This is a genomic window from Thalassospira sp. CH_XMU1420-2, assembly GCF_037029325.1.
Lineage (GTDB): Bacteria > Pseudomonadota > Alphaproteobacteria > Rhodospirillales > Thalassospiraceae > Thalassospira > Thalassospira povalilytica.
The window spans coordinates 688,196-702,431 of record NZ_JAYMEG010000002.1 but is presented as its reverse complement, the minus strand read 5'-3'; the positions used below and the strand labels follow the sequence as shown (position 1 = coordinate 702,431).

General features: G+C 54.9%; 14 protein-coding genes. 9 read left to right on the top strand and 5 right to left on the bottom strand.

Annotated elements, in window-relative coordinates:
- The 3 genes from WA429_RS07930 to WA429_RS07920 all read right to left on the bottom strand — a co-directional run bounded on the left by WA429_RS07930 (position 1) and on the right by WA429_RS07920 (position 2,399).
- Complete coding sequence (locus WA429_RS07930; RefSeq protein ID WP_068516978.1) at positions 1–180, bottom strand: hypothetical protein; 180 nt, start codon at positions 178–180, stop codon at positions 1–3.
- Between the two features lie 91 nt (positions 181–271).
- Positions 272–655, bottom strand: coding sequence for a response regulator transcription factor (locus tag WA429_RS07925; RefSeq protein ID WP_369813515.1), 384 nt, complete (start codon positions 653–655; stop codon positions 272–274).
- A 163-nt stretch (positions 656–818) separates the two neighbouring features.
- Entirely contained in the window at positions 819–2,399 is a 1,581-nt protein-coding gene (locus WA429_RS07920; RefSeq protein WP_287465459.1) for a helix-turn-helix domain-containing protein, read from the bottom strand.
- 201 nt (positions 2,400–2,600) lie between these two features.
- Here WA429_RS07920 and WA429_RS07915 point away from each other — a divergent pair, with 201 nt between their 5' ends.
- The 5 genes from WA429_RS07915 to WA429_RS07895 all read left to right on the top strand — a co-directional run bounded on the left by WA429_RS07915 (position 2,601) and on the right by WA429_RS07895 (position 7,791).
- Positions 2,601–3,962 carry an ABC transporter substrate-binding protein gene (locus tag WA429_RS07915; protein ID WP_114113046.1) on the top strand — a complete coding sequence of 454 codons (1,362 nt, stop codon included), beginning with the start codon at positions 2,601–2,603 and terminating at the stop codon, positions 3,960–3,962.
- A 118-nt stretch (positions 3,963–4,080) separates the two neighbouring features.
- Positions 4,081–5,097 carry a branched-chain amino acid ABC transporter permease gene (locus WA429_RS07910; protein WP_068516975.1) on the top strand — a complete coding sequence of 339 codons (1,017 nt, stop codon included), beginning with the start codon at positions 4,081–4,083 and terminating at the stop codon, positions 5,095–5,097.
- A gap of 1 nt (position 5,098) precedes the next feature.
- Positions 5,099–6,277 (top strand): branched-chain amino acid ABC transporter permease, encoded by a 1,179-nt coding sequence (locus WA429_RS07905; protein WP_068516974.1) that lies wholly within the window; start codon positions 5,099–5,101, stop codon positions 6,275–6,277.
- A gap of 3 nt (positions 6,278–6,280) precedes the next feature.
- Entirely contained in the window at positions 6,281–7,042 is a 762-nt protein-coding gene (locus tag WA429_RS07900) for an ABC transporter ATP-binding protein (protein ID WP_101247124.1), read from the top strand.
- Entirely contained in the window at positions 7,039–7,791 is a 753-nt protein-coding gene (locus tag WA429_RS07895) for an ABC transporter ATP-binding protein (RefSeq protein ID WP_068516972.1), read from the top strand. The genes WA429_RS07900 and WA429_RS07895 overlap by 4 nt, the downstream gene beginning before the upstream one ends.
- A gap of 99 nt (positions 7,792–7,890) precedes the next feature.
- Here WA429_RS07895 and WA429_RS07890 read toward each other — a convergent pair whose 3' ends face one another.
- Positions 7,891–8,376, bottom strand: coding sequence for an Lrp/AsnC family transcriptional regulator (locus WA429_RS07890; protein WP_250284975.1), 486 nt, complete (start codon positions 8,374–8,376; stop codon positions 7,891–7,893).
- Between the two features lie 148 nt (positions 8,377–8,524).
- Between WA429_RS07890 and hppD the strand changes: the two genes are divergently transcribed.
- The 4 genes from hppD (at position 8,525) to maiA (ending at position 12,815) form a co-directional block, all read left to right on the top strand.
- The gene (hppD, locus tag WA429_RS07885; protein ID WP_101247123.1) at positions 8,525–9,637 is read left to right on the top strand and encodes a 4-hydroxyphenylpyruvate dioxygenase; all 1,113 of its coding nucleotides are present in this window, start codon (positions 8,525–8,527) and stop codon (positions 9,635–9,637) included.
- A gap of 82 nt (positions 9,638–9,719) precedes the next feature.
- A complete protein-coding gene (gene hmgA, locus WA429_RS07880) occupies positions 9,720–11,090 on the top strand; it encodes a homogentisate 1,2-dioxygenase (RefSeq protein ID WP_287465461.1) in 1,371 nt (456 codons plus the stop codon).
- 15 nt (positions 11,091–11,105) lie between these two features.
- Positions 11,106–12,125, top strand: a complete 1,020-nt coding sequence (locus tag WA429_RS07875) for a fumarylacetoacetate hydrolase family protein (protein WP_287465462.1) — start codon at positions 11,106–11,108, stop codon at positions 12,123–12,125.
- A gap of 9 nt (positions 12,126–12,134) precedes the next feature.
- On the top strand, positions 12,135–12,815 hold the full coding sequence (maiA, locus tag WA429_RS07870) for a maleylacetoacetate isomerase (RefSeq protein ID WP_287465463.1): 681 nt from the start codon (positions 12,135–12,137) through the stop codon (positions 12,813–12,815).
- A 77-nt stretch (positions 12,816–12,892) separates the two neighbouring features.
- On the opposite strand, the gene WA429_RS07865 is transcribed toward maiA, so the two are convergent.
- Positions 12,893–14,233, bottom strand: coding sequence for a histidine kinase dimerization/phospho-acceptor domain-containing protein (locus WA429_RS07865; protein ID WP_287465465.1), 1,341 nt, complete (start codon positions 14,231–14,233; stop codon positions 12,893–12,895).
- Between the last annotated feature and the right edge of the window lie 3 nt (positions 14,234–14,236).

The following is a 14,236-nucleotide window of genomic DNA, read 5'->3' as shown; positions in this document are numbered from 1 at the left end:
TTATCGCCCCTCGGATTGTGCCGCGTTGCGCAGGGCGCGCGTCAACAGCGCGCAAAATATGATCAGAATTCCCCAGCCGGCAAAGAAATAGACAAACAGGATCGGCAACCCGAATACCATGCCATCAAGGGAAAACATCCCGACAAGTGGCGGTATCCAGAGAAACAGGGCGACCAGCATCAGGGCAAGCGCACGTTCTGTCAGTCTGCGGGGTGGCGTGATGGGAATGTCTCCTGATTGTCGGTCGGAAAACGGTCTTTTTGCGGTGTTTTCAGTTATCTGCCCGTTCAAGAAGGGCGCGCACCCGCGACACCACATCGCGGGTCGAAAACGGCTTGGTGACAAAATCGTCAACGCCAAGTTCCAGCCCCTTGCGCCGGTCGACTTCGCGGGTCTTGGCCGTCAGCATCATGATAGGGATCAGTTTGGTATTGGCATCGCTGCGCACCGCGCGCACGACTTCGAACCCGTCACAGCCGGGCATCATGACATCAAGCAAAACCATGTCTGGCGCATCGCGGGCGATCATGGAAATCGCGGTCTGGCCGTCGGTGGCCACACGCACGTCATAGCCTTCCTTTTCCATAAGAAAGCTTAGGGATTCGACAATGGTTTCCTCATCTTCAGCAATCAGGACCTTTGGTCTCTCATTCAAGGACATTCTCCCCGATTTTTCTGATTCTTATGATGGTAATCCTATCTGTTAATTTAAGGAATTATAATGCTACTTTGGGTGGGGGCAAATCTGGCGGGTTTGTGCGGTTGCCAGCCGGCAAAATGCCGGTGAAAACAACCCGCGGTACCGACCGTGCGCGCCATTACGCCCGACTGGACCTGCCATCGGCGGTGTCTGACATTTCATAGGCGCGCTGTGCGCAATCTTCACGCGGGCACTGGCGACAGGCAATACCGACCGGAACGGCGGATTCCGGACGTTCAAGCGGCAAGGCATCGGCATAGATCACTTCATTGGCAAATGCCGTGTCGCAGCCGATCATGACCGAATGAACCGATTGTGGCGTGCCATAGCCACCAGCCCCGGTGCGCAAGGCCCGGGCCACAAACAGATATTCGCTGTTGTCAGGCAGGCGCACGAATTGCGAAATCACCCGTTCCGGGGCCAGATATGCCTCATGCACAGCCCATCGCGGGCAGGCGCCGCCATATCGCGGCAATTGCAGGCCTGATGCCGAAAACCGTTTGGAAATATTGCCGGCAATGTCGGTGCGGATCAGGTGAAAAGGCACACCTTCTGCGCCGGGGCGTCGCAATGTGGTCAGCCGGTGACAGATTTGCTCCCAGCTTGCCGCATAGCGTTGCTGAAGCAATTCGATATCGTGGCGCAGATCGTGCGCATCGGCCAGAAACGCATCATAGGGCAGGATAAGTGCCGCTGCGCAATAGGATATCAACGCCTCATAGGCGCGGATGCGTCCGGCATCGCTGCTGATATTGGCGGTGGCAAGAACCGCATTGACCGTATCGCCAGCTTCAAGTTTGCAAATGGTGCGGGCGGCCTGAAACCGGGCTGATGTGATCGGAAGTGCGCGCGAAATGCGCAGCGTTTTTTGTTCTGTGTCCCAGTGATATCCGTTGGTGGCAAAGTCTTCGGATGGCAGACGTTCGACCCGGATATTATGCGCACTTTCAAGGTAATTGATCAGATCGGTCAGATAAAGCCCGCCATCGGGATCGATCTCGGGGCGCAGCCTCGCGGCACTGTCTTCAAGGGCTGGAAAGTAGTTGGCATTGTCATAAAGCAGATCATCGACTTCTTCGGCCGGGTTGTTGGCCGGGCGCCCGGCATTTCCGCGTTCAAGAAAGTTGAAGATCTCGGTCGCGGATTCCGCCAGCCGATGGGATTCCTTGACCAGTGTCGCGTTGAACCGGGCGCGCTGTTGCGGTGACAGGTTGTCATAATCATCAAAAATCTCGGCAACTGTGCGGATCGATGTGATGCGCGTCAGGATCGAATGGCTGGCCTCGGTCAGGAACGGATCGTGGCTCAGGCGTTCGGACAGGGCGTCGACCTCGTCAAGGCCGCTGCGATAGGCGCGGTACAGGGCAAGAAACGCGCTGATCATTCCCGGTGCTGCTGCAATCATCGCGGGGAATTCGCGGCTTTCGATCGGGGTATTGTAAAAAACCGGATCGGATGCGGCTTCGCTCAGATCTGCAAGCAGTCGACCTTCTTCCGATCCCGACAAGGTGTGGGGATGGATGTCCAGAACGGCTGCGATCCGCATCAGCAACCCGCCGCCGATCGACCGGCGGTTATGTTCAATCAGGTTCAGATAGCTTGGCGAAATCCCGGCGGCTTTTGCCAGGGCATTTTGCGTCATGCCGATATCTTTGCGGCGGCCGCGAATGCGGTGTCCGATGGGGGCCTGGCGGGACATGTGGCGACCTCAATCTTGACAAAATTTACAAATTTTCATCTCTCTCGCCAATATATTTACAAAAAAATCGTTATATATCAACTCAGTGTTGATTCATTTTCAGAACGTGCCCATTGTTTTGACAGGTCGTGAAAAAAACCAACCAGAAAACAGACCTCAGATTTCTCTGAAACAGATCCCAAGACATTGGGGAGGAAAACCATGTCGGAGACTAAAAATACCCGAAATGTAACTCGTCGTACGATCCTGAAGGGGACAGCTGCGACGACCGGTGCGGCGCTGATCGGTGGCACGTTCCCGATGCATTTCATCAAGAATGCCCACGCCCAGACTTTCCGTGGCGATCCGGGTAGTTCAGGCAGTGTGAAACTCGGCTTCAACGTACCGCAGACCGGTCCGTATGCCGACGAAGGCGCTGACGAATTGCGTGCCTATCAGCTTGCGGTCAAGCACCTGAATGGTGAAGGTGACGGCGGCATGCTCAACACCATCAAGCCGCTTGAACTCAAAGGAAACGGTATTCTCGGCAAGAAGGTCGAGTTCGTGACCGGCGATACCCAGACCAAATCCGATGCCGCACGTGCATCTGCCAAGCGCATGATCGAAAAAGACAATGTCGCAATGGTTACCGGTGGTTCGTCATCGGGTGTTGCGATTGCCGTTCAGGGTCTTTGCCAGGAAATGGGCGTCATCTTCATGGCGGGTCTTACCCACTCCAACGACACCACGGGCAAGGACAGAAAGCGCTATGGCTTCCGCCACTTCTTCAACGCTTATATGTCCGGTCAGGCAATTGCGCCGGTGCTCAAGGATGAATATGGCACCGATCGCCGCGCCTATCACCTGACGGCAGATTATACCTGGGGCTGGACCCAGGAAGAATCGATCAAGGCCGCGACCGAGAATATCGGTTGGGAAACCGTCAACACCGTCCGGACCCCGGTTGGTGCGGGTGACTTCTCGCAGTATATCACGCCGGTTCTGAACTCGGGTGCGGATGTGCTGATCCTGAACCACTATGGCAAGGACATGGTCAACTCCCTGACCCAGGCGGTTCAGTTCGGTCTGCGTGACAAACAGGTCAATGGCAAGAACTTCGAAATCGTTGTTCCGCTGTATTCGCGCCTGATGGCACAGGGTGCCGGTGATGCCGCCAAGGGCATTCTGGGGACCACCAACTGGCACTGGTCGCTGACCGATCCGGGTTCGCAGGCCTTTGTCAAATCCTTCGGTCAGGAATACGGCTTCCCGCCGTCCCAGGCTGCACACACCTGCTATGTTCAGACGCTGCTTTATGCAAACGCCTGTGAAATGGCCGGCACGTTTGCACCCTGGGAAGTCATCAAGCAGCTCGAAGGGTTCGAGTTCGATGGCGCGGGCAATGGCCCGACCCTGTACCGTGCGGAAGATCACCAGTGCTTCAAGGATGTTCTTGTGGTGCGTGGTAAACAGGAACCGCAGTCCAACTTTGACCTTCTTGAAGTCGTCAAACAGGTACCGCGTTCGCAGGTTGAGTATCCGGCCGACATGTTCGGTGGGGAGCTTGGCCCGTATCAGGTCTGATACAGCCCAAGTGATGCAAGCAGGGCCGGCCATTTCCCAGTGGTCGGCCCATTTTGCCCCTCAAGATGTCCCAACGGTCTTTTCATTAAGTCCTTTACGAATACGCGGCGGATAACTGATGGACGCTATATTTCTTCAAATTCTCAACGGTCTGGACAAGGGCGGGGCCTATGCGCTGATTGCACTTGGCCTGACTTTGGTGTTCGGCACGCTTGGCGTGGTGAACTTTGCCCATGGCGCCATTTTCATGATGGGCGCCTTTTGTGCTGTTACGCTCGAAAAAATCCTGACCCTGTCTGTGCGGGTCAAGGATGAGTCCGTGACCTTCTTTGATGCCTATAAGGAAACCCCTTATCTCGAAGTCTGGTTTGGTGAAACCGGCAAGGCAATCATTGACTGGTCCGTGCCGCTTTCGATCATACTGGCGATACCCGTGATGCTGTTGATCGGTATTGTGATGGAACGCAGTCTGATCCGGTATTTCTACAAGCGTCCGCACGCCGAACAGATCCTTGTGACCTTTGGTCTGGCCATTGTGTTGCAGGAACTGGTCAAATCCTTCTTCGGGGCCAACCCGATCCCGCAAGGTGCCCCTGATATTGTGGCGGGTTCTGCGGCAATCGGTGCGGTTTTCGGATTGGGTGAGTCGGTTGTCTATCCGTGGTGGCGTCTGATTTATCTGGCCTTCTCGCTTCTGACCATCGGGCTTGTCTTTTCGTTCCTGCATTTCACCACCTATGGGATGGTGGTGCGTGCGGGCATGGCAGACCGCGAAACGGTCGAACTTCTTGGCATCAATATCGAACGGCGATTTACGATTGTGTTTGGCATCGCGGCGGTGGTCGCCGGTCTTGCCGGGGTGATGTACACGCCTGTCCTGCCACCGGATTATCATCTGGGCATGGACTTCCTTGTACTGTCATTTGTTGTGGTGGTTGTCGGGGGTATGGGCTCCTTGCCCGGTGCGGTGCTTGCAGGCTTCCTGCTTGGCATTCTGCAATCCTTCTCGTCCATGACCGAAGTAAAAGACATCTTCCCGGGCATTGACCAGATCATCATTTACCTTGTTGCCGTCGTCATTCTGCTGACCCGCCCGCGTGGTCTGATGGGTCGTCGGGGCGTGATGGAGAGCTAAAATGACAAACACAAAAATCGTCTCCCCCAAGCAGGACCTTCTTTACATGGCGATCCTGTCGGTGGTGGTCCTGACCATGCCGATCTGGTTGCAGCCATTTGGCGCGGCCTATCCCGATCTGATGCAGAAATTCATGATCTTTGGCATTTTTGCCATCGGCTATAACATTCTGTTCGGGTTGACCGGTTATCTGTCATTCGGGCATGCGGCCTTTCTCGGGGTGGGCTCCTACACCGCTGTCTGGTCGTTCAAGCTGCTGTCGATGAATGTCATTCCGGCTTTGATCTTTGGCACCATCCTGTCGGGTCTGTTTGCCCTTGCCATCGGGTTTGTCAGCTTGCGCCGGTCGGGGATTTACTTCTCGATCCTGACGCTGGCCTTTGCGCAGATGTCCTATAACCTGGCCTATTCGGTGCTGACCCCGATCACCAATGGTGAAACCGGTCTGCAATTGACCCAGGGTGATGCGCGCGTTCTCGACCGGATGGCCGGGATCGAAGCCGATGCGTCGCTTCCGACCCCGAACCTGTTCGGGATCGAAGGGATCGGCTATTCGGGCTTTTATATCTGTGCGGCCCTGATGCTGATTTCGTTCTTTATCTATCTGCGCATTTTCCGTTCGCCCTTCGGGCTTAAACTGCGCGCGATCAAGTCCAACCAGAACCGCATGGGCTATACCGGGTACAATACCCGGCCCTATCTGATGACGGCCTTTGTCATTTCGGGGATGTATGCCGGGCTTGCCGGGTCGCTTCTGGCGGTGACGGATCCGCTTGCCGGTGCGGAACGCATGCAGTGGACGGCCTCGGGCGAGGTGGTTCTGATCACCATTCTTGGCGGTGTCGGCACCCTGATCGGTCCGCTGCTTGGTGCGGGTATCATCAAGTATTTCGAAAACATCTTTTCGGCCTTTAACGAGACGGTGCTTCTGAATGCCTTTTCGTTCCTGCCGGACTGGCTGGCGCATCCGGTTGCGGCTGTGGTCGGGTTGTTTGTTGGCGAAGGCTGGCACCTGACCCTTGGTCTGGTCTTCATGCTGATCGTGATCTTCCTGCCAGGTGGCATAATGGAAGGGATCAGCCGTCTTGCACGACTGGTCACCAACCGCAACAAGGCCGAACCGAAATCCGGCGCACATGAAAACAAAGAAAAAGAACAAGCATCGGCGGGGGAGGTCTGATCAATGTCTGAATACATTCTTGATGTAACCGATGTAGACAAGAATTTTGGCGGTTTGCGTGCGCTTTCCGACATCAATCTTCGGGTCAAGGAAGGCACGGTTCACGCCATTATCGGACCGAACGGTGCCGGGAAATCGACCTTGCTGAACGTGATTGTCGGGCGTCTTGCCCCCAATCGCGGGCGGGTGCTGCTTGGCGATCAGGTTCTGACCGGCAAGCAGCCCCACGAAATCAACCAGCTTGGTGTGGCGCGTGTGTTCCAGACCCCGGAAATTTTCCCGGAACTCTCGCTTTTGCAAAATGTGATGGTTCCCGCCTTTGCCAAGCGCGATGGCGAGTTCAAGCTGGGCTTCCTCAAAAGCCTGTTTGCCGAAAACGAGATCCGCGAACATGCCGAACATCTGCTGGAAGATGTCGGGCTGATTTCGCAAAAGGACAATGTCGCGGGATCGATGTCGCGCGGTGACAAACGGCGTCTCGAACTGGCCATGTGTCTGGGACAGCATCCCAAGCTGTTCCTGCTTGATGAACCGACGGCGGGCATGTCGCGTCATGATACCAACCGCACGATTGATCTGCTCAAACGGATCAAGGAACGCGGCATGACCAAAGTGATCATTGAACATGACATGCATGTTGTCTTCAGTCTGGCTGATCGTATCAGTGTGCTGGCACAGGGGGCGATCATTTGCGAAGGCACGCCCGAAGAAGTCCGCAATGATCCCAGAGTAAAAGAAGCCTATCTCGGAGGGGAAGCAGTATGAACGCGCTGCCAAAACAGGAACCTGTCCGCAAACAGGGCGGTGACCCGGCCTTTTTCTCGGTCTATGATCTGCATGCCTATTATGGTGAAAGCTATATCGTCCAGGGGGTGTCCTTTGACATCCGCGAAGGCGAAATCCTGGCTCTTCTTGGCCGAAACGGGGCGGGGAAAACATCGACCCTGCGTGCGTTGGCCCGCATGTCCGACCCGGAAGTCAAACATGGGGAAATCTGGCTTGATCATCAGCCATTGCACACCATGAAGGCGTGGCAGGCCGCCCGTCTCGGATTGCAGCTTGTCCCCGAAGACCGCCGGATCATTCCGGGCATGACGGTTCAGCAAAATCTTGAGCTGGCCCAGATTGCCGAACCGATCGGCTGGTCGGTCGAACGCATCTATGAGCTGTTCCCGCGCCTTGGCGAAAGGGCGGAACAGGAAGCCATCACGCTTTCGGGTGGTGAACAGCAGATGCTGGCGATCGGGCGGGCTTTGGCACGCGATATCAAGATATTGCTGCTTGATGAACCGTACGAAGGTCTGGCACCGGTGATTGTTCAGGAAATCGAAAAGACGCTTCAAAACGTCAAGAAACTGGGGATCACCACCATCATCGTTGAACAGAATGCGATCGCGGCCCTGAAACTTGCCGATCGCGCCATCATCATGGATAGCGGCGAAATCGTCTTTGACGGAACAGCCCAGGCTGTTCTTGATGATGCGGAATTGCGTGACCAGTATCTGGCCATCTGATTTCCGAAAAATAGGGGGGTGTCGCCGAGGCTTTGTTGTAAGGGGGGCTTCGGGACAGGTAAGGCCGCGCCAGCAGGTGCGGCCTTTGCCATTTTGATCCTAAAGATCGGGGCTGACGGCCAGCCCTTCGAAATCCTTTAACACGTTTAAAACAATCGATGTTTTGACATGTTGCACGGAATCATGGGGCAGCAGCACCTCGTTGACGAAATGCGACAGTGCGGCCAGGTCTTTGGTCGCGACTTTCAGGTGATAGTCCATTTCCCCGGTCAGGGAAAAGGCTTCAAGGACTTCGGGTAAATCGGCCAGAAGACGGGCAAACCGTTTGGCATTGTCGCGGTTATGGGTGGCAAGGGTCACCGAAATCACCACCAGCAACCCCAGACCCATCTTCTGACGGTCGATATCGGCACGATATCCGCGAATGACCTTGTCTTCTTCAAGCCGGGCACGACGGCGCGAACATTGCGACGGCGACAGCCCGATCCGTTCTGACAGATCGTTGTTGGTCAGACGCCCGTCGCGCTGCAATTCCGCAAGCAGTTTAAGGTCAAGTCGGTCAAGTTGCATGTTATCTGCGTCCATTTACATAATCATGCATGATGTGTGCATTCGATGGCGGAAATCAACTCAAAATGCATGCACGTTGCATGTGGTTTGGCGCACGATTGGGACATAACAAGAATTCGAACAGTTCCAGAAATTCGAATGTTTCAATCAAAGGAGACTTCCGATGGGTCCGTTCCCGCATGATGCCCCCCGTGCCACCATCAGTGATGATAACCCTGCAGGAACCGACGGGTTCGAATTTGTCGAATTCGCCCATGAGGATGCCGAAAAACTCGAAACCCTGTTTGCCCGCATGGGCTATTGCCCGGTGGCCAAACACAAGACCAAAAACATCACCGTCTGGCGTCAGGGCGATATCAACTACATCCTTAATGCCGAACCAGGCTCGCATGGGATGAAGTTCGTTGAAAAACACGGCCCCTGCGCACCGTCGATGGCATGGCGTGTGGTTGATGCCAAACATGCCTTTGATCACGCGGTGTCCAAGGGGGCGGAACCGTATCTGGGCGATGACAAAGCCATTGATGTCCCGGCGATTGTCGGGATTGGCGGATCGCTTTTGTATTTCGTCGATAAATATGGCGATACCGGATCGGCCTATGACGCGGAATTTGACTGGCTGGGCGAACGCGATCCCAAGCCCGAAGGTGTCGGTTTCTATTATCTCGACCATCTGACCCATAACGTCTATCGCGGCAATATGGATAAATGGTGGGATTTCTATCGCGATCTGTTCGGGTTCAAGCAAATCCACTTCTTTGACATTGCCGGTAAAATCACCGGCCTGGTCAGCCGTGCGATCACATCGCCTTGCGGCAAAATCCGCATTCCGCTGAATGAATCGACTGACGATAAAAGCCAGATCGAAGAATATCTTCGCAAATACAAAGGCGAAGGCATTCAGCATATCGCGGTCGGTACGGATGGTATCTATGACGCCACCGACAAGCTTGCGGCCAATGATCTGAAATTCATGCCCGGTCCGCCGGAAACCTATTACGAGAAATCCCATGACCGTGTGAATGGGCATGACGAACCGATCGAACGGATGAAAAAGCATGGCATCCTGATCGACGGCGAAGGGGTCGTTGATGGCGGCATGACCAAGATCCTGCTTCAGATTTTCTCAAAAACCGTGATCGGACCGATCTTCTTTGAATTTATCCAGCGCAAAGGCGACGAAGGCTTTGGCGAGGGCAATTTCCGTGCCCTGTTTGAAAGCATCGAAGAAGACCAGATCCGCCGTGGCGTTTTGAAAGTTGATGCTGCGGAATAGGTCCGCCAACCCCATATCCAGTTCAGGGCCGTGTGTTGCGCGGCCCTGACGGTTTGTTGTTATCGCAGTTGGATTGACCGCCATGCTTGATAAACCGACCCGTGATCCGGCCAATCCGGCCGTGGATCAAGCCGATCTGAAATATATGCCCGGTTTCGGCAATGATTTCGAAACCGAAAGCCTGCCCGACGCCCTGCCACAGGGGCAAAACAGCCCGCAAAAATGCGCCTATGGGCTTTATGCCGAACAGCTTTCCGGTTCGCCCTTTACCGCGCCGCGCGGCACCAATGAACGGTCATGGCTGTATCGCATCCGGCCCAGTGTCAAACATAACGGGCGATTTACCGTCCTTGATCACCCGCATTGGAAAACCGCCCCGTGCCTGAATGATCATAGTCTTGCCCTTGGTCAATTGCGCTGGGATCCGGTGCCGATGCCAAAGGACACAACCGATTTCATTTCGGGCATGCGCACCATCACGACGGCGGGCGATGCGATGTCGCAATCGGGCATGGCAAGCCATGTCTATGTCTGCAACGCCGATATGGTTGATGATTATTTCTTTGATGCCGATGGTGAACTTCTGATCGTGCCGGAATCCGGTACGCTTCAGATATTTACCGAACTTGGCATCATGGATGTGGGGCCCCTTGAAATCGCCCTGATCCCGCGCGGCATGATGTTCAAGGTCAGCATCCTTGACGCCGGGATTGATGGCGGGGCGCGCGGCTATGTCTGTGAAAATTATGGTGCGAAATTCACGCTGCCAGACCGTGGGCCGATCGGGGCGAACTGTTTGGCCAATCCACGTGATTTCAAAACACCCGTTGCCGCCTATGAGGATAAGGAAACCCCGTGTCGGGTAAGGGTAAAATGGTGTGGGCAGTTTCACGAAACGTCGATTGGTCATTCACCACTCGACGTGGTGGCGTGGCACGGCAATTACACACCGTTCAAATATGATCTTCGGACATTCTCGCCGGTTGGCGCGATCCTGTTTGATCATCCCGATCCGTCGATCTTTACGGTTCTGACCGCACCTTCGGGGGAGGAAGGCACGGCAAATGTCGATTTCGTGATTTTCCCGCCGCGCTGGATGGTGGCCGAACATACTTTCCGCCCGCCATGGTATCACCGCAACATCATGTCGGAATTCATGGGCCTGATTTGCGGGCAATATGATGCCAAGGAAAAGGGATTTGTTCCGGGCGGCATGAGTTTGCACAACATGATGCTGGCCCATGGTCCCGATGCATTCGGCTTTGACAAGGCATCAAATACCGAACTCGGCCCGCAGAAACTTGATGGCACCATGGCGTTTATGTTCGAAACCCGCTTTCCGCAGCAATTGACCAAATTCGCCGCCGAACTTGAAACCCTTCAGGATGATTATCTTGATTGCTGGTCCGGGCTTGAACGCAAATTTGATGGCACCCCCGAAGGCCGGAAATAAAGGCAAAACGATAAGATGAAACTTGCATCCCTTAAAAACGGCACCCGTGATGGTCAGCTGGTTCTGGTAACCCGTGATCTGGAATCCTATGTCGATGCCAGCGCGATCGCGCCAACCCTTCAGGCCGCCCTTGATAACTGGTCGGTGATCGCACCGCGTTTGCGCGAACTGTCCGATGAAATCGAAGCCGGTTCCACGATTGCCAGGCGCGTCACGCTTGATATGGCTGACCTTCATTCCCCATTGCCGCGCGCATATCAGTGGGCGGACGGATCGGCCTATGTCAATCACGTGGAACTGGTGCGCAAGGCCCGCGGGGCCGAAATGCCGCAAAGCATCTGGACCGATCCGCTGATGTATCAGGGCGGGTCTGACAGTTTCCTTGGTCCGCGCGACGATATCCTGATGGCCGATACCGCCTGGGGCATCGATATGGAAGGCGAGATTGCGGTCATCACCGATGATGTTCCGATGGGCGCAAGCCTTGATCAGGCCCGTTCTGCCATTCGGCTGATCATGCTGGTCAATGACGTATCGCTGCGCGGTCTTATTCCCGGCGAACTGGCCAAGGGGTTCGGGTTTTTCCAGTCCAAACCGTCTTCGGCATTTTCGCCGGTTGCGGTAACGCCGGATGAACTGGGTGATGCCTGGGATGGGGCGAAGCTTCATCTGCCGCTTCATGTTGATCTGAATGGCAAGCCGTTTGGACGGGCCAATGCCGGGATCGACATGACATTTGATTTTGCCCAGCTTATTGCCCATGCTGCACGCACACGCCCGCTGGCGGCAGGCACTGTTATCGGGTCGGGGACGGTATCAAACAAACTTGATGGCGGACCAGGCAAGCCGGTTGATCAAGGCGGGGCGGGGTATTCATGTATTGCTGAAATCCGCATGATCGAAACGATTGAAACCGGCGCGGCGATAACCCCGTTCCTGCAATTTGGCGACCGGGTCAAAATTGAAATGCTTGATGATCATGGCCGGTCAGTCTTTGGTGCGATTGATCAGGCCGTTCGTCAATACAAGCCATAAGGACCGAATATGGGCGAAGTCGTCCTGTATGATTACTGGCGATCATCGGCAAGTTACCGGGTGCGGATTGCGTTGGGGCTGATGAATATTCCCTATCGGACGGTGCCGATTGATCTTCTGGCCGGGATTCACAAGGTCCCGGACTATCTCAAACGCAATCCCCAGGGGCTGGTGCCAGCCCTTGAGATTGACGGGATCATGATGACCCAATCGGTATCAATCATCGAATATCTTGATGAAACAAGGCCCGGGCAGGGATTGCTTCCATCCGAAACCCTTGCCCGGCAACGCGTGCGCGCCCTGACACATGTTATTGCCATGGATATTCATCCCATCTGCAATCTGGGTGTGGTGCGTCATGTCATGGATTTGGCATCCGCCAGTGGCGAAGATGCGGACACGTTCCGGCATGACTGGATGGAGAAATATATCGGCGGTGGCCTGGCCGCGTTCGAGGCCACGCTGGCAACGCGCACGGATGAAGGCGGCGATGGCAACAGGACGGACGGTGGCAAATTTTGCCATGGCAATCGCCCGTCCATGGCTGATATCTGTCTGATCCCGCAGCTTTACAACGCACGCCGCTGGAATGTGAGCCTTTCTCACTTTCCGCGAATCAGGGCGATCGAACAAAGCTGTCTCGCCATTGATACCTTTGCCAATGCTCATCCTGACAGGTGCCCGCGTTAGGAGCTTTTCGGGTTCAGATATCGATTTGTTACCTTGTCGCGGTTTTTTCGATACCGCGACAAGGAATGCAGATGAACTTAGCTTTCCAACAGTTCGGGCGTCGGTTTGACCAGTGTTCTGGCACCGGGATCGAAGCTTACCGACATGCCGCCATTGGGCAGATGTGTCGATGTGCAATGCCAGTCCAGCCGTTCGCAAATGCGCCGGACAAGCTGCAAGCCGATGCCTTCGCCCTGCGGCGTGGTGCATTGGCCGTTACAGGTCGAAATGGTGTTTTCAACGGTCAGTTCGGTGCCAGTCAGGGTGATGGTAACCTGGCCTTTTGGGGTGTGCTGGAACGCATTGCGGATCAGGTTGGACACCACAATCATCAGGGCCGCACGTGATGTCGCGATTTCGGTTTCCCGGCTATCGGGGACAAAGTGGCATGTGACGTGTTTGCCCTCGGTCAAATAGGAAAGGTCGCTGATTTCCTGTTCAATAAAGCTTGAGAAATGGATATGCTCGGTTTCGCCCAGCGGCGCGTTTTCCCGACCCAGCCACAAAAGCGTTTCAAGCAATTGCTGCATGTTGCGATTTGCACGTTTGATGCGTGCCATCACCCGTGACTGGGTGGCGTTCAGCGGGCTTTTTTCCAGCAATTCGACATTGCCAGAAACGATGGTGACAGGCGTGCGCAATTCGTGGCTGGCCTGACGCAGGAATTCGCGTTCGCGGGCAACGAATTTGTCGATCTGGTCAACGGACCGATGCAGTTCGTGGGCAACGTCATTCAGTTCCTCGAACCCGAAATCGGGGATTGGCGCACCAAGGTTGTCGGCCGTCAGGTTGTTGGCCCAGCTTTGCAAATCTTCGGACGGTTTGGTCAGGCGTTTGCCAATGATCCACAGGAACCACGCAAAGATGCAGATCACGATCAGGGCAAAGGGAACAGACAGCCATGCCAGATTATGCAGGCGTTCGAAAAACACACTGTCGCCGTCACCCACGTGATAGGTCTGCAAAATCAGGATGTTGCGCCCATCGGCAAGCTGATGGGGAAAGACCAGAAAGATCGGATTTTCCGGGGTTTTCTGATCGGTATATTGATCGGTATTTATGTAGAAAAGCTCGCCGGTTTCCAGATCGTCGGGTGTGACATGGGCGCGCAATTCGGCGGGCAACTGATCAAAATTTTCAAAGGATTCAATATTGAACCCCTTGGGCAGGGGCGCATTCGGATCACGAAGAAGTTGATCGTCATATTGTTCGGCAATCAGCTGAAGCTGAAAGGCTGCGACCATCCACTTGCCATAAAGCATGTAGAAATTAAGCACGGCGGTATACAGAACCAGCGTGATGATCAGACCCAGCAACACGTAATTGCGCACAAAGCGCGAAAAGGAGCGGGTCTTGGGGGCACAGCAGGGTGACGACATAAC